Genomic DNA, 23,666 nt, shown 5'->3' on the forward strand with positions numbered 1-23,666 from the left:
ATCACTTCCGTGCCTTCTCGGGGACCGGCGGCATGATCGATCCGTCCTCCAGGAACTGCGGCAGCCGGGCGGGCGGGACCGTGCCGGGGATCGCCGCCCGCGCCGGGCGTACGGCCTCGCCCTCGATGCCGTAGAGCGCCTCCCAGATGGCGCGGATGCCGTCACCGGTGGAGCCGGAGCCGGTGCCGCCCTGGCTGATCATCATCACCACGACGTAGTCCTCGGAGTAGGACGCCACCCACCCCGTCGACTGCTTGCCGTAGACCTCGGCGGAGCCGGTCTTGGCGCGGATGGTCACCTCGTCGATCGGGAAGCCGCCGAGCTTCCAGGCCATGGTGCCGACCCGGGAGACGTTCTCCAGCGCGCCGTCGATGTAGTCGAGGTACTTCCTCGGCACGTCGACCCGGCCGATCCTGCGCGGTGCGATGCGGCGCAGCACCTTGCCCTCGGGGCTCACGATGGCCTTGGCCACGGTGGGCGCCCAGAGCGTGCCGCCGTTGCTCAGCGCGGCATAGCCGCGGGCGAGCTGCAGCGGCGTGACGATCGTGTCGCCCTGGCCGATGGAGAAGTTGACGGCGTCGCCGGCGCGGTAGAGGTTGCCCTCGAGGCAGAACTCGCGGGCGAACCGGTAGACGAAGTCGCTCGTGTCGGCGGTCTGCGGCTTGTCGCTCAGCTCGCAGTAGTAGTCCTTCTGCGACTCGTAGTAGGCCTGCTTCCAGTGCCGGTCGGCGATGCGCCCGGGCGCCTCGCCCGGCAGGTCGATGCCGGTGCGCGAGCCGAACCCGAACTCCTTCGCCTCCTCGACCAGCGGGTCCTCCGCGTCGATGTCGGCCGGGTCGCTGCCGAGGCGCTGCCAGAAGTCGTAGCCGATGCGGTAGAAGAAGGTGTTGCAGGAGACCTCGAGCGCCTTGGCGAAGCCGATGTTGCCGTAGGCGCCCGACTCGTAGTTCTTGAACACGCGGTTGCCGACCTGCAACCCCGACGTGCACGGCAGCGTGGTGTCCATGGAGTAGCCGTGGGTGAGCGCGCCGGCGGTCATGAACGGCTTCCATGTCGACCCGGGCGCGAACTGGCCCTGGGTGGCGCGGGAGAGCAGCGGTGTGCCGGCCTTCTCCGAGTAGAGCCGGGTGAGCTGCGCCTCGCTGATGCCGCCGGTCCACACGTCGGGGTCGTACGTCGGCTGGCTCGCCATCGCGATCACCCGGCCGGTCTTCGCGTCGAGCACCACGGCAGCCCCGGAGTCGGCGGCGAACCGGCGCCCGGTCACCGTGTCGACCTGGGTGCGCTGGAAGGCGATGCGCTGGGCGAGCTGGCGCTCCACGACCGACTGCACCTTCGCGTCGATGGAGGTGACGAGCGTGTCGCCCGGGGTGCTCTCGACCAGGGAGTCGTCGCCCAGCACCCGGCCCATCGAGTCGACGGCCACGCGGCGGTAGCCGGGCAGGCCCCGCAGCCACTCGTCGTACTGCTTCTCCACGCCGGCGCGGCCCACGACCGAGGCGCCGTTGAGGGACCGGTCGTCGCGCTCGGCGGCGAGGTCGTACTCGTCCTCGGTCACCGGGCTCAGGTAGCCGAGCACGTGGGCGAGGTTGATGCCGAAGGGGCGCGGGTAGGAGCGGACGCTCTGCTGCTCGGCGAGGACGCCGGGATAGTCCTCGGACTGCTCGAGCACCCGCAGAGCGACGTCCTTGGGCACGTCGACGGCGACCGGCACGGGCTGGTAGGGCGAGCCGTTCCAGCAGACGTCGCGGACGCTGCCGGGGTCGCCGCAGGTGACGAGGCGGGCCTCGACGTCCTCGGGGGTCGCGTCGACGACGACCGCGACACGGCGCACCAGCTCGGTGCGCTGCTTGTCGCCGAGCTTGCCGAGCACCGTGCGGTCGAGCGAGATCACCCAGGAGGTGCGGTTGGCCACGAGCGGACGGCCCTGGCTGTCGACGATGAGCCCCCGCTGGGGCTGGACGACGATGTCGCGCACCGACTGGTCGGCCGCCTGCGCCTGGTAGGACTCGCCGCCGATGACCTGGAGGTAGTAGAGGCGGACGAACAGGGTGGCGAAGAGCGAGAACACCAGCGCCTGCACCACGACGAGGCGGAGCCGGCTCTTCGCGGCCCCGGACCCGGCAGCGGTCACGACGCCGCCCACTGCGGGCTCAGCCGGCCGAAGAGCCTCATCAGCGGCGGGAGCACGAACGGCGTGAGCAGCACGTCCCACACGACGGCGACCAGGACGACCTCGAGGAGCCCCACGACCGACATGGCGGGGTCCTGGAGGATGACGCCGGACAGCGCGAACAGCGAGGTGGCCACGAAGGACGCGGCGGCGACGGTGCCGATCACGGCGAGGGCGGTGGGCTTCTGGTCCTGGCGCACCCGGGCGGCGAGGAACGCCGCGATCGTGAGGGCGAGCGCCCAGCGTCCGGCGACGTGGTCGGCGGGCGGCGCGAGGTCGAGCGTCAGCCCCGCGACGAAGCCGAGGACGAGGGCGAACGGCGCCTCGACGGTCAGCGCGGCGGCCACGACGACCAGCAGGCACAGGTTGGGCACGATGCCGTGCCAGGCGACGTGCGGGAAGAACGTGACCTGGACGACGAGGGCGACGACGACGGCCGCCAGGGCGACGACCCAGCGCAGGCGGCTCATCGCAGGCTCCCGTCGGCCTCGATGACGGCCCGGTCGCTCCGTGAGCCGCTGGGCACCATCACCCCGACCACGTCGAGGGCCGAGAAGTCGACGAACGGCTTCACGACCGCCCGCTGGGAGGCCTCGCGCAGCGAGCTGTAGACCTCGGTGATCGTGCCGATCGGCACGCCCGGCGCGTAGGGGCCGGTGGAGCTGCCCCAGGTCACGACGGTGTCGTGGCGGGCGGGCACGGAGGCGTCGTCGACGAGGCGCAGGTCGAGCCCGGCCTTCTGGTCGAGCGAGCCGCTGCCGGTGACGAACCCGATCTCCATGCTCGAGCCGACCCGACCGCCGACGGTGGAGTCGGGGTCGATGACCAGCAGCACGGTCGCGGTGCTCCGCGTGACCCGCAGCACCCGGCCGACGAGTCCGTCGTTGTTGACCACCGTCATGTCGGGACCGACGCCCGACTCGGAGCCGGCGTCGATGGTGACGGTGAAGCTCTGGGACTGGCGCGGGCCCATCGCGACCACGCGGGCTGGCACGAGGGCGGACCCGAGGTCGGTCGCGGCGGTGGTGAGGCCGTCGTACTGCTCGAGGCGGTTGCGGTCGAAGCCGGCGAGCTCCACGCGGCCGCGCAGCTCGGCATTGCTGGCCTCGAGGTCGCGCACCCGGTCGGTGAGGTCGCCCTTGCTGCGGAACCACGCGGGCACGGCGGTGAAGGGGCGTACGGCGGCCGCAGCGCCCGCCTCGGCGGGCCCGAACGCCTCGCCCACCACGCGCCGCGCCGGCTCGACGGGAGAGTCGGCGCCGCCGGAGACGTCGAGGGTGATCAGGGTGACGCTGGCCAGGACCAGCGCCACGAGCAGCGACCGGGGCGTGCGGTTGCGCGACTCGAGCTTGTCGAGGCCGGTCCAGCGACGCTCGCGCACCTCGTGCCCCCCGAGGGCGCCCATCAGAAGCGCCTCGGGTCGGACACCAGGACCTGCTGGAGCGCCTCGAACTCCTCCACGCACCTGCCGGCGCCGAGGGCCACCGACGACAGCGGGTCCTCCGCGACATGGACGGGCATGCCGGTCTCGTGACGCAGCCGCTCGTCGAGGCCGCGCAGCATCGCGCCGCCCCCGGTGAGGACGATGCCGCGGTCCATGATGTCGCCGGCGAGCTCGGGAGGCGTCTGGTCGAGGGTGGTGCGGACGGCGTCGATGATGTTGTGGAGCGGCTCCTCGAGGGCCTGGCGCAGCTCGGAGCTGGAGACCACGACCGTGCGCGGCAGCCCGGAGACCATGTCGCGCCCGCGGACCTCGGCGTCGGGCTCGCTCGGGAGCGGGAAGGCCGACCCGAGGGTCATCTTCATCTCCTCGGCGGTGCGCTCCCCCAGCATGAGGGAGTACTCCTTCTTCATCCACGCGATGATCGCCTGGTCGAGGTCGTCGCCCGCGGTGCGCACCGACAGGCTGGTCACGATGCCACCGAGGCTGATCACCGCCACCTCGGTCGTGCCGCCGCCCACATCGACGACCATGTTGCCGGTGGCCTCGTGCACCGGCAGCCCGGCGCCGATCGCGGCCGCCATCGGCTCCTCGACGATGTAGACCCGGCGGGCGCCGGCCTGGTAGCCGGCCTCCTTGACCGCGCGCTGCTCGACCGCGGTGATGCCGCTCGGCACGCAGATGACCATCCGCGGCTTGGCGAAGTAGCGGCGGCGGTGGACCTGGTGGATGAAGTACCGCAGCATCTGCTCGGTCGCCTCGAAGTCGGCGATCACACCGTCCTTGAGCGGACGGATCGCCGCGATGCTGTCGGGGGTGCGCCCGATCATCCGCTTGGCCTCGTGGCCGACGGCGAGGACCTCCCCGGTGGCGGTGTTCATCGCCACGACGGACGGCTCGTCGAGCACCACGCCCCGGCCGCGGACATAGACCAGCGTGTTGGCGGTGCCGAGGTCGACGGCCATGTCTCGACCGATGAAGCTGTTTGCCATGCCGCTGCTGCCCTTGCAGGTCGGTCGTACCGGGAAGTGGGGACGACCGCTGCAGCCGACCCGCACTCAGGCTAAGGAGCGCGGCCCGGTGTTCTGGGGAGGACACGCGCGGGGCGGCGCAAGTCCGGCCGCGACGTACGCACCCGGGGCGCGCTTGTACGCCCGGGCCAGCGGGTTGACGTCACGCCACACTTGGTGAGCGAGTCCGACACTTCGAGGCCGTTGCAACCCCCTCCAAGTGACGAAGTCCCCGCTCGAGCGGGGACTCCGACAGCGGTGCCCGCTCCAGCCCCAGCGCCCGGCGCCGTCGTCGTCGTCGTCGTACGTTGGGGCGCGGGCTGACGTAACGCCACACTTGGTGAGCGAGTCCGACACCTGGAGGCCGTTGCAACCCCCTCCAAGTGACGGAGTCCCCGCTCGAGCGGGGACTCCGACAAACGAAGAAAGGCTCAGCCAGAACGCCCGCTCAGCGGGCGAGGGCGGGGAACCAGATGCCGATCTCGCGGGCGGCCGACTCCTCGGAGTCCGAGCCGTGGACGAGGTTCTGCTGGACGGCGAGGCCCCAGTCGCGGCCGAGGTCGCCACGGATGGTGCCGGGGGCGGCGACGGTGGGGTCGGTCGCGCCGGCGAGGGAGCGGAAGCCCTCGATGCAGCGCTCGCCCTCGATCACGACGGCGAGCACGGGGCCGGACAGCATGAACTCCACGAGCGGGGCGTAGAACGGCTTGCCCTCGTGCTCGGCGTAGTGCTCGGCGAGGAGCTCGGGCGTCGCGGAGCGCAGCTCGGCGGCGGCGAGGGTGTAGCCCTTGGCCTCGATCCGGCGCAGCACCTCGCCCGAGAGGCCGCGGCGTACGCCGTCGGGCTTGACGAGGACGAGGGAGCGCTGGACGTCGGTCATGCGGGCAGCCTAGCGAGGAGCCTCAGCCCTGCTCCGCGCGGTACGCCGCCCACGCGGCGGCGCGCTCCCGCTCGATCTTGCGCCCGAGGAGGTCGGCCGCCGTCCAGAGCGCGGCGAAGATCGCCCCGAGGGCGAACATCACCGGGACGACGAAGCCCAGCGCGATGGCGCCCACCTGCACGGCGTAGCCGGCGAGGTAGGCCCACTCGGCGCGCAGCATCCCGGCCAGCAGGAGGCACACGAGCGCCAGGCCGAGCCCCACCGTCAGCGCGGTGCCGGTCGGGACGCCGGCGATGGTGATCATCACGGGAGTGCTCAGACCGAGGGTGATCGCCTCCAGGCTCAGCACGGCCGCGGCCATGCCGCGCCGCGGCGAGCGCTCGGTGTTGGCCGGCACCTGCTCGGGAGTGTTCTCGCTCATCGGCGCCCCTTCAGCAGCGCGCGGGCCTCGCCCACGGTGACGACGGAGCCGGTGACGAGCACGGCGCCGGACCCGATCGAGACGTCGATGGCCTCGCCCGCCTCCGCGAGCGTCGCGGCGCGGTCGATCGCCTCGGCCAGGTCGGGCACGACGCTGACGCGGTCCTCGCCGAACACCTCGACCGCCGCGCGGCCCAGGGCGGCGGCCGACATCGAGCGCCGCGAGGAGTTCTGCGTGCAGACCAGGTAGGCCAGGTGCGGCTCGAAGGCGGACAGCAGTCCCTCGTGGTCCTTGTCCTCCATCACGCCCAGCACCCCGACCAGCGGGCTGAAGGAGAAGGAGTCCTCGAGCGCCTCGGCCACGGCCTCGGCCCCGTGCGGGTTGTGCGCGGCGTCGAGCACGATCGTGGGGCTGCGGCGGATGATCTCCAGCCGTCCCGGGGAGGTGACCTCGGCGAACGCGGCGCGCACGACCTCGTCGTCGAGGGCGCCCGTGCCGAACGCCTCGACGGCGGCGAGCGCGACGGCGGCGTTCTGGGCCTGGTGCGCGCCGTAGAGCGGCAGGAACACGTCGTCGTACTGCGCGCGCAGGCCCTTGAGCGTGAGCACCTGGCCGCCGACGGCGGGGGTGCGCGAGACGACGCCGAACTCCATGCCCTCGCGGGCGACGGTCGCCCCGACCTCGGCCGCGCGGTCGAGCAGCACGGCGGCGACCTCGGGCGTCTGCTCGGCCAGGACGGCGATGGAGCCGGGCTTGATGATCCCGGCCTTCTCGACGGCGATGGTGGCGGGGTCGTCGCCGAGGTACCTCGCGTGGTCGACCGCGATCGGCAGCACCACGGCCACGTCGGCGTCGACCACGTTGGTGGCGTCCCAGCCGCCGCCCATGCCGACCTCGACGACGGCCACGTCGACGGGGGCGTCGGCGAAGGCGGCGTAGGCCATGCCGACGATCGTCTCGAAGAAGCTCAGCGGGTGGTCCTGCTCGGCGTCGACGAGGTGGGTGTAGGGCGCCACGTCGTTGAACGCGCGCACGAACGCCTCGTCGTCGAGCGGCTCGCCGTCGATGCTGATCCGCTCGCTCATCCGCTCGAGGTGGGGAGAGGTGAACCGGCCGGTGCGCAGGTCGAGCGCGCGCAGCAGGGTCTCGATCATCCGGCTGGTGCTGGTCTTGCCGTTGGTGCCGGTGAGGTGGATCGTGCGGAAGGAGCGCTGCGGCTCGCCGAGGAGCTCGGTGAAGGCCGCGATGCGGTCGAGGCTGGGCTCGAGCCGGGTCTCGGGCCAGCGGGAGAGCAGCGCGTCCTCGACCTCGGCGTAGGTCTGGGCGAGGCGCGGTGCGTCGGCGGCGTCGTGGGGGTCTGTCATCTCCCCGCGAGTCTATTGACCCCGCTGCCCGGACGACGACTCGTGGCCGGGGAGCCCGACGACGTGCTCGGCCATGTCGACCGTCGGCTCGTAGCCCAGCGCGGCGTAGATCTTGTTGGAGGTCGGGTTGGCCCGGTCGGTGAACAGGCACATCCGGTGGCCCGCCTCGAGCCCGCGCCGGGTCAGCTCGCCGACGACGTACGACGCGATGCCGCGACCGCGGTGCTCCTTGGGCGTGTAGACGGGGCCGATCCGCGAGACGCCGTACGACGGCAGGCCGGCGCCGGTGAGGTGGGCGACCGTCCCGTCGGGGAGCTCCCACAGCCACTCGACGCCCTCGCGGATCCTGACCAGGACGCTGTCGAGCGTGTTGTGCTCACCGGAGTCCGGGTCGGGCTCGCGCCCGGCCTGCTCGTCGGCCTCCTCGTGGAACGCCCTGAACCACGCGAGCACGAGCTCGGCGTCGTCCTCGGTCGCGAGCCGCAGCCGACCGTCGGGCGCGGGCGGGGCCTCGACGGACGTGGCCTCCCACAGCCGCGTCCCCTTGTCGGCCACCACCTCTCCCCCGGTCAGCTCGGCGCTCACCCGCGCCAGCACCGCCGCCCCGGGCAGCGCGCCGTTGGCGCCGCCGAGGAGCTCCCCGCGCGCGTGCAGCGCCGTGGCCAGCGCCGTGGCGGCGCCGTCGTCCATCGGCATCGAGAACGTCGGGTGGGGCGCGAACGGAGCCGTGCGCATCGCCGCGCTGGCCACCGCCCCGGAGGCGTCGCGCACCACGACCCACCAGCGCTCGAACGGCGCCCCCACCTCGGCCCAGGAGTCGTGGCCGGCGGCCAGCTCGCGGGCCGTCCGCTCGCTCACGCTGGCGATCACGCTGCCCAGCACCGGCTCGGCGGCGAGCAGCCCTCCGGCCGCGTCGAGGAACGGCTGCGGGGTGTCGAAGAACTCCAGCGTGACGTCGGGATCCATGGCCGCACGGTAGGCCGTCGCCGCCCGTGTCCATACTCGTTTTCGCAGGCCGGAGGCCCGTCAATAGACTCAGAGCATGACTGAGAACCCCAGCACCCAGGCCCCGGAGGCCGGTCCGACGACACCGAGCACCGATCAGCGTGCCGTCGTCGTACCCGAGCGGCCGGCGCTGGAGGGCCTGGAGGACAAGTGGTCGCGGGTGTGGGCCGAGAACGACACCTACGCCTTCGACCGCACGCAGCCGCGCGAGAACGTCTACTCGATCGACACTCCCCCGCCGACCGTCAGCGGCTCGCTGCACGTCGGCCACGTCTACTCCTACAGCCACCCCGACCTGATCGCGCGCTACCAGCGCATGCAGGGCAAGGCCGTCTTCTACCCCATCGGCTGGGACGACAACGGCCTGCCGACCGAGCGCCGCGTCCAGAACTACTACGGCGTGCGCTGCGACCCCGCCCTGCCCTACGACCCCGACTTCACGCCGCCGGAGAAGCCCGACCCCAAGAAGCAGGTGCCGATCAGCCGGCCCAACTTCATCGAGCTGTGCGAGCAGCTCGTGGTCGAGGACGAGAAGGCGTTCGAGGCGCTCTGGCGCCAGCTCGGCCTGTCGGTCCAGTGGAACCCGACCTACACGACCATCGGCGACCACTCGCGCACCGTCAGCCAGCGCGCGTTCCTGCGCAACTACGCCCGCGGCGAGGCCTACCTGTCCGAGGCGCCCACGCTCTGGGACGTCACCTTCCAGACGGCGGTCGCGCAGGCCGAGCTCGAGGCCCGCGACTACCCCGGTGCCTACCACCGCGTCGCCTTCCACCGCCCCGACGGCTCGCCGATCCACATCGAGACCACCCGGCCGGAGCTGATCCCCAGCGTGGTCGCGCTGATCGCGCACCCCGACGACGAGCGCTACCAGGGGCTCTTCGGCACCACGGTCACCTCGCCGGTCTTCGGCGTGGAGATCCCGGTCCTGCCCCACCCCGCGGCCGAGCCCGACAAGGGCGCCGGCATCGCGATGTGCTGCACCTTCGGCGACCTCACCGACGTGACGTGGTGGCGCGAGCTCGACCTGCCGGTCCGCACGGTCGTCGGCCGCGACGGCCGGCTCCTCCGGGAGACGCCGGAGTGGCTCGCTGCCGAGCCCGCCGCGACGGCGTACGCCGAGCTGGCCGGCAAGACCACCTTCAGCGCCCGCGAGGCGATGGTCGCCCTGCTCCGCGAGTCCGGCGACCTCGACGGTGAGCCGCAGCCCACGCAGCGCATGGCCAACTTCTTCGAGAAGGGCGACAAGCCGCTCGAGATCGTCGCCACCCGCCAGTGGTACATCAAGAACGGCGGACGCGACGCCGCGCTGCGCAAGGAGATGCTCGCCCGCGGCGAGGAGATCACCTGGATCCCCGCGCACATGAAGCACCGCTACGACAACTGGGTCGGCGGCCTCAACGGTGACTGGCTCATCTCGCGCCAGCGCTTCTTCGGGATCCCGTTCCCCGTCTGGTACCCCCTCGACGCCGACGGCGAGCCCGACCACGACCACCCGCTCCTGCCGAGCGAGGACCGGCTCCCCGTCGACCCGTCGACGGAGGCCCCCGAGGGCTACACCGAGGACCAGCGCGGCAAGCCGGGCGGCTTCATCGGCGACCCCGACGTGATGGACACCTGGGCGACGTCGTCCCTGACCCCGCAGATCGCGGGCATGTGGGGCGTCGACGACGACCTGTTCTCGCGGGTCTTCCCCTACGACCTGGCCACCCACGCGCACGACATCATCCGCACCTGGCTGTTCTCGCGCGTCGTCCGCTCCGACTACGAGCACCAGGTCGCGCCGTGGACGCACGCGATGATCTCCGGCTTCATCGTCGACCCCGACCGCAAGAAGATGTCGAAGTCCAAGGGCAACGTGGTCGTCCCGACCGACATCCTCGACAAGTACGGCGCCGACGCCGTCCGCTGGCGCGCGGCCATCGGCCGCCCCGGCGCCGACTCGCCCTTCGACGAGTCGCAGATGAAGGTCGGGCGCCGCCTGGCGATGAAGGTGCTCAACGCCTCCAAGTTCGTCCTCGGCAACGTCGGCGCGACCGAGCTGGCTCCCAGCGCGGTCAGCGCACCGGTCGACTGCGCCCTGCTCGGACGCCTCGAGACCGTCGTCCGCAGGGCGACGGAGGGCTTCGACGCCTACGACTACACCACGGCGCTCGAGGTCACCGAGAAGTTCTTCTGGGAGTTCTGCGACGACTACCTCGAGCTGGTCAAGGAGCGCGCCTACGACGACGAGGGCGGCACCGGCACCGACTCGGCGCGGGCCACGCTGGCCATCGCGCTGCACGTCCAGCTGCGGCTGCTCGCGCCCTTCCTGCCCTACGTCACCGAGGAGGTCTGGTCGTGGTGGCAGGACGGCTCGATCCACCACGCCGCCTGGCCCACCGCGGCCGACCTCGGCGCCGCGGCCGCGGCCCCGCCCACCGTCCTCGATGCGGTGGCCGCCGCGCTCACTGGCATCCGGGGCGCCAAGTCGCAGGCCAAGGCCAAGATGCGGGCGCCGCTCTCCCGTGTGGAGATCACCGGTCCGGCGGCGCTGCTCGAGGCCGCCCAGCAGGCGCAGGACGACCTCCGTGCCGTCGGCACGATCGTCGGCGACCTCGACTTCGTCACCGACGAGTCGAGCGCCGAGCTGCGGGTCACCGCCGCCGAGCTCGCGCCCACCGAGGACTGACGCGGACTACCGCCGGCTCGTACGCCCTGGGGTCCCCCGCCGGGGGGCTCCCGGGGCCGCCCCGGGCGTCGGGCCGCGGGTTCATCACGGTATGCAGGCCAACCCGCACTTCCCATGGTGAGCTGATCGTGGGGAGTGCGGGTTGAGCGACATACCTTGATGAACCGTCACCGCGGCGGCGGCGACGCACCGGGGCCGGACCGGCCGTTGCCGACCCGGGCCAGAGCCCGAGCCAGGGTCAGGCGGACTTCTTCTTGCGGCCCTCGGCCTCGCGCAGGACCAGGGTGGGCTCGACGCCGTCCTCGACGACCTCACGGGTGACGATCACCTTGGCGACGTCGCCGCGCGACGGGACGTCGTACATCACGTAGAGGAGCACCTCCTCGATGATGGCTCGCAGCCCGCGGGCACCGGTGCCGCGCTCGAGCGCGGCCTCGGCGATCGAGTCGATCGCGTCGTCGGTGAACTCGAGCTCGACGCCGTCGAGGTCGAACAGCTTCTGGTACTGCTTGACGAGCGCGTTGCGCGGCTCGGTGAGGATCTGGACGAGCGCCTCGCGGTCGAGCTTGCTCACGCTGGCGATCAGCGGCAGGCGGCCGATGAACTCCGGGATCAGGCCGAACTTGGTGAGGTCCTCGGGACGGACCTGGGCGAGCAGGTCGTCGGCCTCGCGCTCGGCGGCGCCGCGCACGTCGGCGGTGAAGCCGAGGGACTTCTTGCCCACGCGCTGCTCGATGATCTGCTCGAGACCGGCGAAGGCACCACCCACGATGAAGAGGATGTTGGTGGTGTCGATCTGGATGAACTCCTGGTGCGGGTGCTTTCGCCCGCCCTGCGGGGGGACCGACGCGGTGGTGCCCTCGAGCATTTTGAGCAGCGCCTGCTGGACGCCCTCGCCGGAGACGTCGCGGGTGATCGAGGGGTTCTCCGCCTTGCGGGCCACCTTGTCGATCTCGTCGATGTAGATGATGCCCGTCTCGGCCTTCTTGACGTCGTAGTCGGCGGCCTGGATGAGCTTGAGGAGGATGTTCTCGACGTCCTCGCCGACGTAGCCGGCCTCGGTCAGCGCGGTCGCGTCGGCGATCGCGAAGGGGACGTTGAGCATCCGCGCGAGCGTCTGGGCCAGGTAGGTCTTGCCGCAGCCGGTGGGGCCGATCACCAGGATGTTGGACTTGGCCACCTCGACGGCGTCCTCCTTGGCCTTGCCGCTGACGGGCTGCAGGCCGGACTGGACACGCTTGTAGTGGTTGTAGACCGCGACGGCGAGGGACTTCTTCGCGTGCTCCTGGCCGATGACGTAGGAGTTGAGGAACTCGAAGATCTCGCGCGGCTTGGGCAGCTCCTCGAGGCTGACCTCGGCGCCCTCGGCGAGCTCCTCCTCGATGATCTCGTTGCACAGCTCGATGCACTCATCGCAGATGTAGACGTTGGGGCCAGCGATGAGCTTCTTGACCTGCTTCTGGCTCTTTCCGCAGAAGTTGCACTTGAGCAGGTCGCCGCCGTCACCGATTCGTGCCACGAGTCGTGTCCTCCAGTCGTGCCGGATGGGGGTTCCGGCTCCTCACACCTTGCAACAGGCCGTACGACGGTACCCCGAGCCGGCCCCCGTCGGGGGCCGGACACGGGATGTCGACGACCATGATTTCGAGCCTCGCCACCAGCCTCGGCTCACCCTCAGGTGAGGGCCGGGGCACCCTTGCGGGACTCGATGACGGCATCGATGAGGCCGTACTCGACGGCCTGCTCGGCCGTCAGGATCTTGTCGCGCTCGATGTCGCGGCTGACCTGGTCGATGTCCTTGCCGCTGGAGTCGGCGATCATCCGCTCGAGGAGCTCGCGCATCCGCAGGATCTCGTTGGCCTGGATCTCGATGTCGGAGGTCTGGCCGAACGTGCCCTCGGTGTAGGGCTGGTGGATCAGGATCCGGCTGTTGGGCAGCGCCATCCGCTTGCCCTTGGCTCCGGCGCCGAGCAGGATCGCGGCCGCCGAGGCCGCCTGGCCCAGGCACACCGTCTGCACGTCGGGCTTGATGAAGCGCATCGTGTCGTAGATCGCGGTGAGCGCGGTGAACGAGCCGCCGGGGCTGTTGATGTAGATGCTGATGTCGGTGTCGGGGTTCATCGTCTCCAGGCACATGAGCTGGGCGATGACCGCGTTGGCGACGTCGTCGCTGATCGGCGTCCCGAGGTAGATGATGCGCTCCTCGAAGAGCTTGGCGTAGGGGTCGATGCGGCGGAAGCCGTAGGACGTGCGCTCTTCCCACTGCGGGATGTAGTAGTTCATGGCTGTCAGTCCTTGGTCCGGGCCGGGCGGCCCTCGTCGGCGGCTTCGCGGGCACTGGTGATGACCTGGTCGACGAGGCCGTACTCGACGGCCTGGTCGGCGGTGAACCACCGGTCACGGTCGGCGTCGGCGACCACCTGCTCGACGCTCTGGCCCGTGTGCTCGGCGATCAGGTCGAGCAGCACCTTCTTGATGTGCAGCGACTGCTGGGCCTGGATCTTGATGTCGGAGGCGGAGCCACCCATGCCCGAGGAGGGCTGGTGCATCATGATGCGGGCGTGGGGCAGGGCGTAGCGCTTGCCCTTGGTGCCGGCGCACAGCAGGAACTGGCCCATCGACGCCGCGAGCCCCATGCCGACGGTCGCCACGTCGTTGGGGATGTAGTTCATCGTGTCGTAGATGGCCATGCCGGCGTCGACCGAGCCGCCGGGGCTGTTGATGTGGAGGAAGATGTCGGCCTCCGGGTCCTCCGCGGACAGCAGCAGGAGCTGGGCGCAGATCGCGTTGGCGTTCTGGTCGCGCACCTCCGAGCCGAGGAAGACGATGCGCTCACGGAGGAGGCGCTGGTAGATGTGGTCGTCGAGGCCATACATCCCACCGGCACCGTTCATCTCGGGCGAGAGGGCTGGGCTGGAGTTCTGGTTCACGCTGGCGACACTAGCCGGAAGGACGGACACTTCCACGCGGGACCGGCCCTTGTTCGCCCACAGCGGATCGAAGCGCGTCGCGGGGCCTGCGCGTGTGGTCTACTCGGGCCCATGTTGCGGGTCACGCTTCGGGGGGCAGACCTGCCCACCGCCACGCTCGGCAGCGGCGAACGGCTGCTCTTCGGTCGCGCGCCCCACCAGGCGCTGCGCACCGAGGAGCCCGACAGGGCCCTCGACGTCACCGTCCTCGTGCTCCCGCACTGCGCCCCGCACGTGTCGCGCCTGCTGGGCGAGCTCGAGATCGGCGAGGAGATCGCCCGGCTGCGCTGGCACGGCGCGGGCGAGACCCAGGTGGCGAGCCTGTTCGACGCCCCGGGCGGGGCACGACGGGTGACGCTCGTCGAGGGCATGTCGCTGCTGCTCGACGAGGGGGAGAACCACCTCGTCGTGATGCGCGGGCGCGAGCTCGACCCCGAGGTCTACGACGACCTGACGATCGTCGTGGAGGTGACGACCCCCGGGGAGGAGGCGGCGCCCCGGCCCGCCGTCGCCGACAGCGGCGTCGACCGCGACTCCTCGGCCACCGCCCCGTCGCCGGGGCTGGTCCGGCACTCCCGTGAGTGGTACGTCGCCCTCGCCCTCGCCGAGCCCTGGCTGGTCGGCACCGACGACTACCCGCGTCCCCCGACCAACCGCGAGATCTACGAGCGCGTCCTGCGGTGGCACGGCTACGCCTGGAACCTCGAGCGCTCCCAGCGGGTCGACGACGCGATCAAGGCGATCTCGTCCCTGGCCTTCAGCGTCCGCGACGACCCGTTCCGGGCCAGCAGCGGGCGTGCCAGCAACGTGCGCTTCGCCGTGGGTCGGCGTACGGCCGAGGTCCGCCTGGTCACCGTCGACGACCTCGCGGGCGTCGAGGCGGCCGCCCGCGAGCGCGTCGCGGGAGCCCCGCACCCGGGCTGAGCCCCGCCTGGAGCGGAACCGAGCGGCGGACGGGACGGAACGTTCCGCCGCGCGAACGGTGGTGCCGTGCGGTCCGGTTCTGTGAGACTTGCCGCGCACCGCGACGAGGGGGATCCATGGGGGCAGGTCGGGCGACGACGCACGCCGGGGGCACCGACGCGCCCCGCACCGCGCGGCTGCGCAGGCTCGCGTCGAAGCGCCAGTCGAAGGGCGCGGCCGAGCTCTCCGTCGTCCTGGTCGTGGCCTCGCTCGTCGCCGGGGTGCTGTTCGGCAACGGCCTCTCCCGCACCGCGGTCGAGCTCGCCGACGGACTCACCTGGCTGGCCGACGACCCGAGCGGCGACGTCATCCAGGTCAACCCCGCCCTCGGGCGCGCCGAGGTGCGGCGCTCGGTCGCCGCGGCCGGCAACGACCTGACCCTCGCCCAGTACGCCGGCTTCCTCTACGTCATCGACAACACCGATGGCGTGCTCTCGACCATCGACGTCACCACGCTGGAGCAGTCCGGTCGCCGGAGCGTGCCCGGCGACGGCTCCGCGGAGACCCTGAGCGACGGCACGACCGTCTTCCTCGTCGACCGCACGGCCCACAGCCTCGCGGCGATCGACCCCATCACCACCGACGAGATCGGCCGGGTGTGGGTCGAGCGGCGGGGCCTGTCCGACGTGGCCGTCGACGGGCAGGGGACGGTGTGGTCCCTCGACCGCACGGGCCGGCTCACCGCGCTGAGGTGGTCCGCGACGTCGGCGGAGTTCCTCGAGCAGGACACCCACCAGCTCGACGTCCGGGGGGACGCCGTGGTCGTGGCGCACGAGCGAGGTGTCACCGTCACCGACGCCGAGCCCGGCCTGGTGCAGCAGGTCGCCACCGAGCGCGAGGTGCGTACGCCCACCTCCGCGCTGAGCGGCGAGCTGCTCGCGCCACTGCGCACGCCGAGCGAGCTGACGGCCGCCGCGGCTCCGGACTCCTCGACCGTCGTCATCCTCGCCGCGGGCCGGCTGGCCGAGGTGGCCGTGGCCGCCTCCGGCTGCGACTCCCCCGGACGCCCCGAGGTGTTCGCGGGACGCGTCTACGTGCCCTGCGCCGGCCGGGCGAAGGTCCTCCAGCTCGACCCCACGGGCGAGATGGCCGGGCCGCCCATCCTCACGCCCCGCGGCAGGGACCCCGAGCTCGTCCTCGACGACGACACGCTCCTGATCAACGTGCCCGGTGCGCGCACCGGGATCTCGGTGGGGGCCGACGGCTCCCTCTCGGAGTTCTCCCGCGGGAGCGGCGGCGACGCCGTCACCGACCCGCAGGAGATCGCCATCCCCGAAACGCAGCCTGAGACCGAGGACCAGACGGAGGAGACGCGCGACGAGCAGTCGGGCGAGTCCGGGTCCCAGGCGACCCGGGGCGGGCGCGACCCGGGCCGCAACGGCGACCAGGGCCCCCGCGGGAGCGACAACAACGGCGGCGGAGGCGGTCGCGACGACGAGGACGAGGACGACGACCCGGTCGCGACGATCTCGCCCACCCCCACCCCGACCGCCACTCCCACGACCACCCCCACTTCCACCCCCACCTCCACCCCCACTGCCACCCCGACCACCACGCCCACCGTGACGCCGAGCACGCCCACCGACGTGAGCGCCACGGTGCTCGGCAGCACGCAGGTGCAGGTCGACTGGTCCTACAGCGGGGAGACTCCGGACGACTTCGTGGTGGCCCAGCCCGGCGGCCCGACCCTGGCGACGGTCGGCGGCACCAGCCGCCGCGCGGTCGTGGACGTCACCCCCGGCGCGAGCGTCGCCCTCGTCGTGACCGCCCGGCTCGGCGGCCGGACGGCCACCTCGACGGTGTCCAACACGGTGACCACGCAGCCCGACCCCGTCCTCGGCACCCCCACCTCGGTCCGGGCCTCGGTCGTCTCGAGCACCCAGGTCCAGCTCGGCTGGGACTACACCGGCGACGTGCCCGACGAGTTCGTCCTCACCACCACCGGGGGCAGCCAGGTCGGGCGGGTCGGCGGCGACCAGCGCCAGGCGGTCGTCACGGTCCCGGCGGGCCAGCAGGTCGCGTTCCGGGTCACGGCCTTCCTCGGCAGCGACTCGAGCGCCTCCGCCGCGTCCAACGCCGTGACCCCCGCCGGCGTGCCCGGCCAGGCGCCCGGCGTCGCCGCCACCGGCGTCTACGGCGGCAGCTGGCAGGGGCCGACCTACGCCGTCACCCTCCGCTGGGACCCCGCTCCGGACAACGGCTCGCCCATCACCGGCTACCGGGTGACCGTGTCCACCGGCACGAGGTCGGAGACCGTCACGCTGGGCGCCTCGGCGCGCTCGCACACCCTGGTCAGCAGCTGCGACCGCACCCGGGACGCCTCCTGCTCCCCCGGCGGCAACGGCACCGCCTCGGTCATCGCGATCAACGGCGAGGGCGCCGGCCCCCAGGCCTCCGCCGGCGCCAGTGACTCCGGGAGCATCCCGGTCGAGCCCTTGCCGGGAGGCGGGCGCCAGCACGTCACGGGCCAGTCGGGGGGCGACCTCAACCTCGAGGGCATGGGCACCTCCCAGCTGCAGCTCGCGCCCGCGGACTGGGCGGGCTTCGGCGGGACGTGCGCCTACGACGACGGGTCCGGCTGGTCGCCCATCAGCTGCGGCGCGACCTCGCTGGTGATCCAGCACGACGGCACCTACATCTGGCAGCCCAACTCGGGCGTGCGATCGCACTCCGTGCAGTTCCGGGCCACCAACAGCTCGGGGAGCGTGCTGAGTGCCCGCTACTCCTGGCAGACCAGGCAGCCCACCCTCTGCGAGGGCTGCGACATCCCCTGAGCCGCCGACCGCTTCCCGACGTCTCGACGCCACTCTCGACCCCTCCCCGACCCCAGGAGCCAGCCCGTGACCACCCTCGCCCCGAGCCCCGCCACCACCGAGCAGGAGGTCGTCGAGTTCCGCCGGGTGCACCAGCGCCTCGGCGACGCGGTCGAGGTCGCGGTGCGCGGCAAGCGCGGCGTGATCGACCTCGTGCTGGTGGCGACCTTCGCGCGCGGCCACGTGCTCGTCGAGGACCTGCCCGGCACGGGCAAGACCACGCTGGCGAGGGCGCTGGCGAAGGCGCTGGGCGGGGAGATGCACCGGGTCCAGTTCACCCCCGACCTGCTGCCCAGCGACGTGACCGGCACCAGCGTGTTCGACCCGCGCGACGGCCAGGTGCGGTTCCGCCCCGGACCCGTCTTCGCCAACGTCGTGCTCGCCGACGAGATCAACCGGGCGGCCGCCAAGACCCAGTCGGCCCTCCTCGAGGTGATGGAGGAGCACACCGTCAGCGTCGACGGCACCGCACACCCCGTGCCCGAGCCGTTCACGGTCGTCGCCACGCAGAACCCCATCGACCTCGACGGCACCTACCGGTTGCCGGAGGCACAGCTCGACCGGTTCATGGTGCGCACCAGCCTGGGCTTCCCCGACCTCGAGCACGAGCTCGACGTGCTGCGCCCCGGCAGCACCGCCGGCCGCATCGACGACGTGCCCACCGTCAGCGACCCCACCGAGATGGCCCGACACTCCGCCGTCGTCGAGCGGCTGCACGTCGCCGACCCGATCCTCACCTACGCGCGCGAGGTCGGGGTCGCGATCCGCGACGACCGGCGCGTCCGCCTGGGCGCGAGCACGCGCGGGCTGCGCTCCCTCGTGCGCGCCGTGCAGGCCCACGCCGCCTCGCGCGGTCGCCACTACGCGATCCCCGACGACGTACGCCGCCTCGCCGAGCCCGTCCTGGCCCACCGCACGGTGCTCACCCGCGAAGCGCTCCTGGAGGGCCACACGTCGACCGGGGTCGTGCACCAGGCCCTCGAGCGGGTCGCCCCTCCCCAGCCGGACCGGGTGTGAGGCTGCCGCGATGACGCCGTGGCGTGCCACCGCGCCCCGGGGCAGGTGGATGCTCGGCACCGGCCTGCTGCTGGCCGCGAGCGGAGCCCTGCTCCGCTATCCCGTGGTCGCCGCGCTCGGCGCGTTCCTGGTCGTGCTGGTGGTCGTCGAGGTGGTCGCCGTGCTCCGCCGCCCCGACGTGGTCGTGCGCCGCACCGTCGACCCGCTCGTGGTCGTCCGGCAGGACCCCTGCTCGGGCCACCTGCGGCTGGCGGGCAGGCGCGCCGCCCTGGTGCGCACGCTCGCGCAGGACAGTGTCGACGGCCGGCTGACGGCCCCGGTCGAGGTCGACCCTCGTGGCGCCGAGACGACCTACGACATCGCGACCAACCGCCGCGGGGTGGTCGACGTCGGCCCGCTCCGGCTACGGCGGGTCTCGCTCTTCGGCCTGGCAGCGACCACCACCGACGCCGGCGACGTGGTCCGGCTGCGCGTGCTGCCGCGCCGGATCCCGCTGGGCTCGCTGCCTGCCGGCCACCGACGTGCGGCCGTCGGCGGCGGCGACAGCCTCGAGCTCGGCGGCACCGACCTGGTCGGCCTGCACGAGTACGCCGTCGGCGACGACCTGCGTCGGCTGCACTGGGCCACCAGCGCGCGCACGGGGACGCTGATGGTCCGTGAGGACGCCGACCCGGCCCAGCCCCACGTCTGCGTCCTGCTCGACGACCGGCAGGAGAGCTACGCCGGGGGGGACGACGTCGAGGAGGCCCTCGAGCTCGCCGCCGCCCTGTGCCGGGTCGCGGTCGAGAGCGGCGACCCGCTGTGGTTCGCCACGTCGAGCGGGCGCCACGACGTCACGGTGCCCGGATCGACCACCCGGCAGGTCCCACGGGAGGCCCACGAGCTGGAGCTCCTGCTCGCGGAGATCGCCGCCGGCCCCGACCGCGGGCTGCAGCACGGGCACCACCGCGGGCTCGACGTCGCGGCGGTGGTGACCGGGAGCGCCGCCGACCTCGGCGTGCTGGCGCTCGCCGTCGGTGGGGCCCTCGACGCCACGCTGTGCGTGGTCGACCCGCAGCCCGCGACACCCTCGGGCGTGCTCGGCGGCGCGACCGTGCTCCGCGCTCCCGGCTCGCGGGCGCTGGCGCGGCTGTGGGACGGGCGGACTCCGTGACGACCCTCGCCCCACCTGCTCCGCACGCGCCTCCACCCTCCCCCGATGCCGCGGCGCCGACCGCGACGACCCCTGCCTCCCCGGGACTCCGGCCGGCTGCGTGGGCGGGCGCGCTCCTGGTGCTCGGGAGCCTGTCGCTCGCGACGGCGTGGAGCGGCCCGCTCCCCGTGCTGTCCCTGGCGGCCGCCGCGGTGGTGCCGCTGGCGGTGTGCCGGGCGGTCGTCCGCCTCGGCGTCTCACCCTGGGCGAGCGCGGCCGTCCTGGTGTCGCTGCTGGTGCTCGGGGCCTACGTCCTCGCCGCCGACGCCGGGACGGCGTTCTCCGACACGGTCACCGACGCCGTGCCGCGCCTGCTCACCACCCCCCGGCCGCTCCCGGCCCGGGCCGACGTCCTCGTGGGGCCGCTGCTGCTGACCTCGCTGGTGTCGCTGCTGGTCGCGATCCGGCTCAGCTCCCACCGGCTGGTCGCGCCGGTCGTGGGAGCGCTCGCTCTCTACGTCGCCGGGGCGCTGCTCACCACGGGTGAGGGTGACCGCCGCGGACTCCTGGCCTCGGTGCTCGTGGCGTGCACCCTGCTCGGTTGGGTCGTGCTCGACGAGCACCGCCACCGGACTGGGCGGCGGAGCGCGCTCGCCCTGGTCGTGGCGCTGGCGGCCACCGGCCTGCTGGTGGCCTCGACGACCGTGCGGTGGTCCGCGCCCTTCGAGCCCCGCACCCTGGTCGACCCGCCGACGGTCGACGTGGTCGCCAGCAACCCCCTCGCCCAGCTCGGGGCGTGGACGAGCGACCCCGACCGTGAGCTGCTCGAGGTGTCCGGACCGGTCGGGCCGCTCCGCCTGGTCACCCTCGACCGCTACGACGGGGCGCAGTGGAGCGCCGGCACGCGCTACTCGCCCGTCGGCGAGACCTACGACGTCGCGCCGCTGCTCGGCAGCAGCACCCGCGCCTCGACGGTCCGGGTCGAGATGGTCGACATCGAGGAACGCTGGCTGCCGAGCCCGGGCTGGCCGACCGAGGTGTCGACCGACGACGCCGTGGTCGAGCCGGTCTCCGGCAACCTGTGGCTCACGAGCTCCGACGGCCTGGTGCGCAGTGGCACCGACGCCGCCACCACCCGTGGAGTCGCCTACACCGTCACCGGGCTCGCCGACGACCCCGACGACGCCCGGCTGGCGAGCGCGACCGTGCCCACCGGCGGCGGGCTCGCGCCCTACCTCGCGCTGCCGCCGCTGCCCCAGCAGCTGAGCACCTTCGCCGAGCAGACGGTGGCGGGTGCGGTCACTCCCTACGACCGCGCCGTGGCGATCGAGACGATGCTGCACGACCGGGCCCGGCTGTCCCCCACGGCGGTCTCCGGGTCGCAGCTGTGGCGGATCACCACGTTCCTGCTTGCCGAGCCGGGCACCGTCGGCGCCCGTGTCGGCACGGCCGAGCAGTTCGCGACGTCGTTCGCGGTGCTCGCGCGCCACAACGGGCTGCCGACCCGGGTGGTGGTGGGCTTCCGGCCCGACCCGGAGACCCGCCGATCGGCGACGGACGGCTGGTCGGTGCGCGGTCGGCACGCCACCGCCTGGCCGGAGGTCTTCTTCCAGGACCTCGGCTGGGTGCCGTTCTCCCCCACCGACGCCCGTGAGGCGCCGCGGCCGGAGGAGGAGACCGTCGAGCGCGGCGACGGCGACGACCCGGGCCCCGGGGCCACCCCGGACGACTCCGGGACCGGCACCGGCCAGGCCGACGGCACCGGCCAGGCGGCGCCGTCGCGGCCCGGCGGTCCGGGAGGGTGGGCCGTCCCGGCCGCAGCGGGCGCAGGCGGCCTGGCCGGGCTGCTGGCGCTCCTGCTCGCGGCCCGGCGGATCCGGTCGTGGCGACACCTGCGGCGCGGCCCGCGCGGAGCATGGGCCGAGGCGCGCGACGTGCTGCGCCTCGCCGGCCTCCCGGTCACGGCGCACCACAGCGCCGACGACGTCGCGACCATGGCGAGCCGGCGCCTCGGCACCGACGCGGTCAAGGTGCTCGCCGCCACGTCGCAGCGAGCAGCCTTCGCCCCGCCCGGCACCGACGCCGACGACCCGGGGCCGGCGCTGGGCGACGTACGCCGGGCCGCGCGCCGCGCCGTGCCCCGCTGGCGTCGCTGGTGGTGGCCCTTCGACCCCTCGGTCTTCCTCAGCCGAGGCTGACGCACCGCTGGTCGGAGCGTCCGAGCGAGCCGTCGGGCATGTGCAGGACCATCACGAAGCAGGGCCGGCCGGGCGGCTGCGACAGGGTGAACGTCGCCTCGGTCACGCCGGTGTCGAACTCCTGGACCGGCCGCGCCTCGGGGCTGGTCTGGGAGATGTGGAACCAGCCGATCCCCTCGCTCGGGTCGTTCCACTCCACGGTGACCTCCCCCGCATCGGCGCGCAGGTCCTCGATGCGGAAGGCGAGCGCGGGGTCGAAGGCGCTCTGGGGCTGCTCGACCGGGCCCGGGTCGTCCTCCTCCGCTGCGGTCGTGCCGAGACCCGCCTGCTCCTGCGAGGACCCCTGGGGGTCGTCGAGGTCGTCGTCGCGGAGCAGTGCCCCGGCGAGGCCGAGGGCTGATCCCACGACCAGCGCGAGCACCCCCAGCAGCGCGACGGCGCGACGCCGCCGGGGCGGCCGGGCGTCACCGCCGTCGAGCGAACCGCCGGGGTCGGGCTCGTCGTCGGGGCGGGGGCGGAGGTGGGTGTGCTCGTGCGGCGCCGGCGGATGCGCGGGCGGAGCACCGTCCGCCTCGACGCTCCGTCCGACAGGCACCGCGGGCCGCGGCGCGAGCGGGGCCGGGTCGTCGGCGCCACGGCGACGCGTCGCCTCCGGGAGTGGCGGCGCGGCCAGCTGCCCGATGGGCCCGGGGACGGGCGCTGGAACGGGCCAGGCAGCGCCCGGCTCCCAGGCGCCGTGGCGCATCCGGAGCAGGGCGTGGTGGACGTCCTTGACGCTGGCCCACCGCTGCGTCACGTCCTTGACCAGGCACCGGCTGATCACCTCACCGAGGGCACCGGCGTCGGTCGAGAACGGCCGGTGCGGCTCGGTGCGGGCCCGGCGCAGGTAGGCCAGGGCGGAGTCGTCGTCGGGGTCGTCGCTGGCGAACGGCGCGCGCCCCTCGAGGAGGGTGTAGAGGGTGGACCCGAGCGACCAGATGTCGTCGGCGGGGGTCGGAGGGTGGCCGTCGAGGATCTGCGGCGAGGCGTGGCGGTAGGTGAACGCCTCGACCGACGAGGTGTACTCCGCGTCGACGAGGCGCGCGATCCCGAAGTCGGCCAGCACCCACGAGGTGGGCAGGACGAGCACGTTCTGCGGCTTGACGTCGCGGTGGAGGAAGCCCTGGTCGTGGGCGAAGGCGAGGGCGTCGGAGAGCACCAGGCCGATGCGCACGACCTCCTCGGGCGGGAACGGCCCCTGCTCGCGGAGCCGGTCGTTGAGCGTGCCGCCGTCGTAGTACTCCATCACGATCGCGGGTCGGCCGGACTCCGTCGTGCCGGTGTCGAGCACCGTGACGATGTTGGGGTGCTGGCGGCCCAGGCCGACGGTGATCTCGATCTCACGGGCGAACCGGGCCGAGCTCTCGGCGTCGTCGACCAGCAGCACCTTGACCGCGACGTCACGGCCCAGACGCGGCTCGCGGGCCCGGTAGACGACCGACTCCCCGCCGCGCCCGACCACCACGAGGTCGGTGTAGCCCGCGAGGGCCTCGGTCGGCGGCGGTCCGTCGGCAGGCGGGCGCCACGCGTGGTGCTCGCTCGCGCTGTCGACCATCCGTGCCCCCCTGTA

The 23,666-nt window shown here is 73.1% G+C and carries 18 protein-coding genes; 6 read left to right on the forward strand and 12 right to left on the reverse strand.

The window, feature by feature from the left end:
• Nucleotide 1: 1 nt before the first annotated feature.
• The 8 genes from mrdA to AC3X7Z_RS01950 all read right to left on the reverse strand — a co-directional run bounded on the left by mrdA (nt 2) and on the right by AC3X7Z_RS01950 (nt 8,255).
• On the reverse strand, nt 2-2,134 hold the full coding sequence (mrdA, locus tag AC3X7Z_RS01915) for a penicillin-binding protein 2 (RefSeq protein ID WP_186340793.1): 2,133 nt from the start codon (nt 2,132-2,134) through the stop codon (nt 2-4).
• Nucleotides 2,131-2,643, reverse strand: coding sequence for a rod shape-determining protein MreD (gene mreD / locus AC3X7Z_RS01920; protein ID WP_489974828.1), 513 nt, complete (start codon nt 2,641-2,643; stop codon nt 2,131-2,133). The genes mrdA and mreD overlap by 4 nt, the downstream gene beginning before the upstream one ends.
• Nucleotides 2,640-3,578, reverse strand: a complete 939-nt coding sequence (gene mreC, locus AC3X7Z_RS01925) for a rod shape-determining protein MreC (RefSeq protein WP_186340791.1) — start codon at nt 3,576-3,578, stop codon at nt 2,640-2,642. The genes mreD and mreC overlap by 4 nt, the downstream gene beginning before the upstream one ends.
• Complete coding sequence (locus AC3X7Z_RS01930) at nt 3,578-4,606, reverse strand: rod shape-determining protein (protein ID WP_186340790.1); 1,029 nt, start codon at nt 4,604-4,606, stop codon at nt 3,578-3,580. Before AC3X7Z_RS01930 ends, mreC begins: the two co-directional genes overlap by 1 nt.
• 466 nt (nt 4,607-5,072) lie before the next feature.
• A complete protein-coding gene (gene ndk, locus AC3X7Z_RS01935; protein WP_186340789.1) occupies nt 5,073-5,504 on the reverse strand; it encodes a nucleoside-diphosphate kinase in 432 nt (143 codons plus the stop codon).
• Nucleotides 5,505-5,526: 22 nt separating this feature from the next.
• A complete protein-coding gene (locus tag AC3X7Z_RS01940) occupies nt 5,527-5,925 on the reverse strand; it encodes a DUF4233 domain-containing protein (RefSeq protein ID WP_489974829.1) in 399 nt (132 codons plus the stop codon).
• Complete coding sequence (folC, locus tag AC3X7Z_RS01945) at nt 5,922-7,289, reverse strand: bifunctional tetrahydrofolate synthase/dihydrofolate synthase (RefSeq protein WP_489974830.1); 1,368 nt, start codon at nt 7,287-7,289, stop codon at nt 5,922-5,924. Before folC ends, AC3X7Z_RS01940 begins: the two co-directional genes overlap by 4 nt.
• A 12-nt stretch (nt 7,290-7,301) precedes the next feature.
• A complete protein-coding gene (locus AC3X7Z_RS01950) occupies nt 7,302-8,255 on the reverse strand; it encodes a GNAT family N-acetyltransferase (protein WP_489974831.1) in 954 nt (317 codons plus the stop codon).
• A gap of 76 nt (nt 8,256-8,331) precedes the next feature.
• Here AC3X7Z_RS01950 and valS point away from each other — a divergent pair, with 76 nt between their 5' ends.
• Nucleotides 8,332-10,965: a valine--tRNA ligase gene (gene valS, locus AC3X7Z_RS01955; RefSeq protein ID WP_489974832.1), complete on the forward strand. Its 2,634-nt coding sequence runs from the start codon at nt 8,332-8,334 to the stop codon at nt 10,963-10,965.
• Between the two features lie 238 nt (nt 10,966-11,203).
• On the opposite strand, the gene clpX is transcribed toward valS, so the two are convergent.
• The 3 genes from clpX to AC3X7Z_RS01970 form a co-directional block, all read right to left on the reverse strand.
• Entirely contained in the window at nt 11,204-12,484 is a 1,281-nt protein-coding gene (gene clpX, locus AC3X7Z_RS01960) for an ATP-dependent Clp protease ATP-binding subunit ClpX (RefSeq protein ID WP_489974833.1), read from the reverse strand.
• Between the two features lie 155 nt (nt 12,485-12,639).
• On the reverse strand, nt 12,640-13,248 hold the full coding sequence (locus tag AC3X7Z_RS01965) for an ATP-dependent Clp protease proteolytic subunit (protein WP_186340784.1): 609 nt from the start codon (nt 13,246-13,248) through the stop codon (nt 12,640-12,642).
• A gap of 5 nt (nt 13,249-13,253) precedes the next feature.
• Nucleotides 13,254-13,859, reverse strand: a complete 606-nt coding sequence (locus tag AC3X7Z_RS01970) for an ATP-dependent Clp protease proteolytic subunit (protein WP_056908601.1) — start codon at nt 13,857-13,859, stop codon at nt 13,254-13,256.
• Between the two features lie 147 nt (nt 13,860-14,006).
• Here AC3X7Z_RS01970 and AC3X7Z_RS01975 point away from each other — a divergent pair, with 147 nt between their 5' ends.
• From AC3X7Z_RS01975 to AC3X7Z_RS01995, 5 genes are all read left to right on the forward strand, one after another.
• A complete protein-coding gene (locus AC3X7Z_RS01975) occupies nt 14,007-14,858 on the forward strand; it encodes a hypothetical protein (RefSeq protein ID WP_489974834.1) in 852 nt (283 codons plus the stop codon).
• A 116-nt stretch (nt 14,859-14,974) separates the two neighbouring features.
• Entirely contained in the window at nt 14,975-17,671 is a 2,697-nt protein-coding gene (locus tag AC3X7Z_RS01980; protein WP_489974835.1) for a fibronectin type III domain-containing protein, read from the forward strand.
• Between the two features lie 66 nt (nt 17,672-17,737).
• The gene (locus AC3X7Z_RS01985) at nt 17,738-18,727 is read left to right on the forward strand and encodes an AAA family ATPase (RefSeq protein WP_489974836.1); all 990 of its coding nucleotides are present in this window, start codon (nt 17,738-17,740) and stop codon (nt 18,725-18,727) included.
• A gap of 10 nt (nt 18,728-18,737) precedes the next feature.
• Nucleotides 18,738-19,880: a DUF58 domain-containing protein gene (locus tag AC3X7Z_RS01990; protein ID WP_489974837.1), complete on the forward strand. Its 1,143-nt coding sequence runs from the start codon at nt 18,738-18,740 to the stop codon at nt 19,878-19,880.
• Nucleotides 19,881-19,999: 119 nt separating this feature from the next.
• Complete coding sequence (locus tag AC3X7Z_RS01995; protein ID WP_489974838.1) at nt 20,000-22,057, forward strand: transglutaminase TgpA family protein; 2,058 nt, start codon at nt 20,000-20,002, stop codon at nt 22,055-22,057.
• Here the strand turns inward: AC3X7Z_RS01995 and AC3X7Z_RS02000 are convergent.
• Nucleotides 22,044-23,651 carry a serine/threonine-protein kinase gene (locus AC3X7Z_RS02000; protein WP_489974839.1) on the reverse strand — a complete coding sequence of 536 codons (1,608 nt, stop codon included), beginning with the start codon at nt 23,649-23,651 and terminating at the stop codon, nt 22,044-22,046. The two genes, AC3X7Z_RS01995 and AC3X7Z_RS02000, sit on opposite strands and share 14 nt — an antisense overlap.
• Between the last annotated feature and the right edge of the window lie 15 nt (nt 23,652-23,666).

It is taken from the genome of Nocardioides sp. Z24_21, assembly GCF_058134345.1.

Excerpts from the sequence above, each read along its gene's own strand:
- AC3X7Z_RS01965 (WP_186340784.1), bottom strand. The coding sequence starts at position 13,248 with ATGAACTACTACATCCCGCAGTGGGAAGAGCGCACGTCCTACGGCTTC.
- mreD (WP_489974828.1), bottom strand. The coding sequence starts at position 2,643 with ATGAGCCGCCTGCGCTGGGTCGTCGCCCTGGCGGCCGTCGTCGTCGCC.
- AC3X7Z_RS02000 (WP_489974839.1), bottom strand. The coding sequence starts at position 23,651 with ATGGTCGACAGCGCGAGCGAGCACCACGCGTGGCGCCCGCCTGCCGAC.
- AC3X7Z_RS01950 (WP_489974831.1), bottom strand. The coding sequence starts at position 8,255 with ATGGATCCCGACGTCACGCTGGAGTTCTTCGACACCCCGCAGCCGTTC.
- AC3X7Z_RS01940 (WP_489974829.1), bottom strand. The coding sequence starts at position 5,925 with ATGAGCGAGAACACTCCCGAGCAGGTGCCGGCCAACACCGAGCGCTCG.
- folC (WP_489974830.1), bottom strand. The coding sequence starts at position 7,289 with ATGACAGACCCCCACGACGCCGCCGACGCACCGCGCCTCGCCCAGACC.
- mreC (WP_186340791.1), bottom strand. The coding sequence starts at position 3,578 with ATGGGCGCCCTCGGGGGGCACGAGGTGCGCGAGCGTCGCTGGACCGGC.
- AC3X7Z_RS01980 (WP_489974835.1), top strand. The coding sequence starts at position 14,975 with ATGGGGGCAGGTCGGGCGACGACGCACGCCGGGGGCACCGACGCGCCC.
- valS (WP_489974832.1), top strand. The coding sequence starts at position 8,332 with ATGACTGAGAACCCCAGCACCCAGGCCCCGGAGGCCGGTCCGACGACA.
- AC3X7Z_RS01990 (WP_489974837.1), top strand. The coding sequence starts at position 18,738 with ATGACGCCGTGGCGTGCCACCGCGCCCCGGGGCAGGTGGATGCTCGGC.
- AC3X7Z_RS01930 (WP_186340790.1), bottom strand. The coding sequence starts at position 4,606 with ATGGCAAACAGCTTCATCGGTCGAGACATGGCCGTCGACCTCGGCACC.
- AC3X7Z_RS01975 (WP_489974834.1), top strand. The coding sequence starts at position 14,007 with ATGTTGCGGGTCACGCTTCGGGGGGCAGACCTGCCCACCGCCACGCTC.
- ndk (WP_186340789.1), bottom strand. The coding sequence starts at position 5,504 with ATGACCGACGTCCAGCGCTCCCTCGTCCTCGTCAAGCCCGACGGCGTA.
- AC3X7Z_RS01970 (WP_056908601.1), bottom strand. The coding sequence starts at position 13,859 with ATGAACGGTGCCGGTGGGATGTATGGCCTCGACGACCACATCTACCAG.